General features: G+C 68.7%; 3 protein-coding genes. All 3 read left to right on the top strand.

Going from position 1 to position 3,690, the window contains the following annotated elements; all coding sequences use genetic code 11:
• Positions 1-679: GTP-binding protein (locus VE326_08635; protein ID HYJ33273.1), on the top strand; the 679-nt coding region annotated here is incomplete at its 5' end.
• Positions 676-2,529: a tRNA uridine-5-carboxymethylaminomethyl(34) synthesis enzyme MnmG gene (gene mnmG / locus VE326_08630; GenBank protein ID HYJ33272.1), complete on the top strand. Its 1,854-nt coding sequence runs from the start codon at positions 676-678 to the stop codon at positions 2,527-2,529. The genes VE326_08635 and mnmG, both read left to right, overlap by 4 nt.
• The gene (gene rsmG / locus VE326_08625; protein ID HYJ33271.1) at positions 2,483-3,214 is read left to right on the top strand and encodes a 16S rRNA (guanine(527)-N(7))-methyltransferase RsmG; all 732 of its coding nucleotides are present in this window, start codon (positions 2,483-2,485) and stop codon (positions 3,212-3,214) included. Before mnmG ends, rsmG begins: the two co-directional genes overlap by 47 nt.
• Positions 3,215-3,690 lie beyond the last annotated feature (476 nt).

The following is a 3,690-nucleotide window of genomic DNA, read 5'->3' as shown; positions in this document are numbered from 1 at the left end:
GATCCCGGGCACCACGCGCGACACGGTGGAAAGCTCCATATGGATCGACGGGGTCGAGCTGCGGCTGACCGACACCGCCGGATTGCGCGAGAGCCAGGATCCGGTCGAGCGGCTCGGCGTCGAGCGCACCGTGTCGGCGCTCGAGCGGACCGATCTCGCGGTCGTGGTGCTGGACCGCTCCGACCCGGAGTCGAGCGTGAGCGCGCTGGGCTCGAGCGGCTCGGCATCGCGGCCGGTCGTCGTCGCGTGGAACAAGGCGGATCTGCCGCGCGGCGCGGATCGACGCGTGATCGCGGCGGGCGATCGGGTCACGGACGGCGGCCGCTGGGCGGGAACGCCGCTCGAAGGGCGCACCGTGCTCGCGGAAGTGGAGACGGTCGCGATCGCGCCGGCGGGCGCGGCACCGCTTCGAAACGCGCTCCGCGCTTCGCTGCCCGCGATTCTCGACGGCGCCGCCGGCGACGAAATCCCCGCGACGAGCGCGCGACAGGAGGCTTTGCTCGCCGAAGCGCTCGCGGCGCTCCGCCGCGCGGAGGAGGGCCTCGTCGCCGACGAATCGTACGACGTGATCGCCGTGGATCTGACCGAAGCGCGCCGGAGCCTGGGCGAGATGGTCGGCCGCGGCGTGGACCAGGACGTGATCGCGGCCGTGTTCGCGCGATTCTGCATCGGCAAGTGAGCGGCGGCACGGTCGGAGGCGCCCGCGCCCCGGAGAACGGCGAACGCGGCGGCGGCGCCCGCACGCGATTCCCGATCCTCGTCATCGGCGCGGGCCACGCCGGATGCGAGGCCGCCTGCATCGCCGCGAAGATGGGCGTCGAGGTGGGGCTCGTCACGATGAGCCTCGATTCGATCGCCCACATGCCGTGCAATCCCGCCATCGGTGGTCTCGCCAAGGGCCACCTGGTGCGCGAGATCGATGCGCTCGGCGGGATCATGGGACGCATGGCCGACCGCGCGGGCATCCAGTTCAAGATGCTGAACCGCGGCCGCGGCCCCGCGGTCTGGTCTCCGCGCGCCCAGGAAGACAAGGCGCTCTATCGCGCGATCGTCCGCGAGCACCTGGAGCGCATCCCGTCGATCACGCTGGTGCAGGCGCAGGTCGTCGGGCTGGAGGTTTCGGACGGCGCGGTGCGCGGCGCTCGCACCGCGGATGGGATAACCCTGGAAGCCGATGCGATTGTGGTGACTCCAGGCACCTTCCTGAATGGGCTGCTCCACATCGGCGATCAGACGATGCCGGGCGGACGGGTGGGCGAGGCGCCCGCGCGGGGGATCTCCGATTGCCTTTCGGAGCTCGGCTTCTCCCTGGTGCGGCTGAAGACGGGAACGCCGCCGCGAATCCATCGCGACTCGATCGACTTCTCGCGCTGCATCGAGCAGCCGGGCGACGATCCGCCGCGCCCTTTCTCCCATTTCACCGGCGCGCTCCGGGTCGATCAGGTGCTCTGCCATCTCACCGAGACGAACGCCGCGACGCACGACCTGATTCGGGCGAACCTGCATCGCTCGCCCCTCTACACGGGGAAGATCCGCGGCATCGGTCCCCGCTACTGCCCGTCGGTCGAAGACAAGGTGGTCCGCTTCGCCGAGAAGCCGGCGCACCAGATCTTCCTCGAGCCGGAAGGGAGGAGCACCCACGAGTACTACGTGAACGGCCTCTCGACCAGCCTGCCCGAGGACGTCCAGCGCGGCATGCTGAATACGATCCCGGGGCTGGAAGCGGCCGAGCTGCTGCGCACCGGCTATGCCGTCGAGTACGATTTCGTGCCGCCGACCCAGCTTCGCGCCACGCTCGAGACCCGTCCCGTCCGGGGGCTCTATCTCGCGGGACAGATCAACGGCACGTCGGGCTACGAGGAGGCCGCGGCCCAGGGTTTGATGGCCGGGATCAACGCCGCTTCGCGCCTCGTGGGCCGGGCTCCTTTCGTGCTGCGGCGCGACGAGGCGTACATCGGCGTCCTGATCGACGACCTCGTGACGAAGGGGACCGAGGAGCCGTATCGGATGTTCACCTCGAGCGCAGAGCACCGGCTCCTCCTTCGGCAGGACAATGCCCCGGAGCGGCTCGCGCATCACGCGCGCGCGCTGGGGACGCTCTCGGAGGAAGAGCTCGACGCGCTCGACGCTCGGATGGTGGCGCGGCGCGATGCGGTCTCGAGGCTGCGCGCCACGCGCGGCGCCGGCTCCATCACCAATCGACCGCACGAGGCGATCACCCGTGACGCGGTGATCGACGAGATCCTGGAATCGGCGTTGATCGAGGTTCGCTACGAGGGCTACATCGAGCGGCAGCGCCGAACCGTGGAGCGCGCCTCCCGCAACGAGAGTCTCGACATCCCTGAGGATCTCTTCGGACAGGAGCTGAAGGGCCTCTCGCGCGAAGCGCACGAGAAGCTCGCACGCTTCAAGCCCGCCACCGTGGGCCAGGCCTCCAGGCTCCCGGGCATCTCTCCCTCAGACGTCGCCGTCCTGACGATCTATGCCGAACGAGAGCGCCGGCGCGGCTCCCGCGCCACTCCCCGCTGAACTGATTCCGGACTTCGAGCGCTTCCGATCGGCCCTGCGCGCGGGCGGCGCAGGGGTGGCGTCGCAGTTGGGTGCCGCAGGGGCGGCGTCACAGTCTGGGTCAGCCCTTCTAACCAGCCCCCAGGCTGAGGCCGGATGGCGCGAGTATGGCCGCCTTCTTCATGAGCGATCGGCGGCGCTCGCGCTGATCGCCAAGGGCGACCGTGGCGAAGTGTTCACGAGGCACATCCTCGACTCCTTGAATCCCGTCGCCCTGTTCGATCCCCCTCCCACCAGCCTGCTCGACGTGGGGAGCGGAGGTGGACTGCCTGGAATCCCACTCGCCATCGCCTGGCCCGACACCCGCGTCGTGCTGCTCGAGTCGCGCGAACGAAAGGCCGGCTTCCTGGAGCTGGCCGTGCGCCGGCTGGGGCTGCGTCACGTGCGCGTGGTGTGCGCCCGGCTCGAGGATCTCGAGAGCCAGTGGCGCGAGGAGCCGGCCGGCGCAGTCGTCGTGCGCGCGGTCGGCGACCTAGGGCGTATGCTCGGACTCGCAGCGGCCGTCGCCCGCCCCGGCGCGCGATGGGTCTACTTCCTTGGCGCGAGAGCCGGCGAGGAGGTGCTTCCATCGGAGAGTTCATTTGAGGCGCGAGTCGTCGAGGGTGCGTTCGGTGGAAGGCTGCTGACGGGGATTTTTCCGGGCTAGGGAGTGCATCGGCCAGGCGTCGGTGCGCCATGTTTCACGTGAAACATCGTCGCAATTCGCTGCAAACAGGTGCGTTGTCCAGGACGCCCCGAAACTAACTGCCACGTTTCACGACCTTATGCCGCGCCGTCGGGATCAAGTGGCCATGCTTTGAAGCATGCGCGTCCCGGTCATCGTGACCTCTCGCTTTCAGGGTCGGAGCGGGGTTCGAACGAACAATGTCCCGGGGCATGCCGGGTCGCAGACCTGAGGCGTCCCCCGAGAGCTAGTTGAACATGCCCTGGAGCATGTTCGTCGTGGGTCGGGCCAACATGCTTTGAAGCATGTTCGCTGTGGGTCGGGCCAACATGCTTTGAAGCATGTTCGCTGTGGGTCGGGCCAGCATGCTTTAAAACATGCTCGCTGTGCATCGAGCCAACATGCTCTGAAGCATGCTCGCTGTGGATCCGGCCGACATGCTTTGAAGCAATGCTCGC

The organism is Candidatus Binatia bacterium (genome assembly GCA_035631035.1).
In the GTDB taxonomy this organism is placed as follows: Bacteria; Eisenbacteria; RBG-16-71-46; order SZUA-252; family SZUA-252; genus DASQJL01.
The sequence above is the reverse complement of the archived record's forward strand: the minus strand, read 5'-3'. Positions and strand labels throughout refer to the sequence as shown.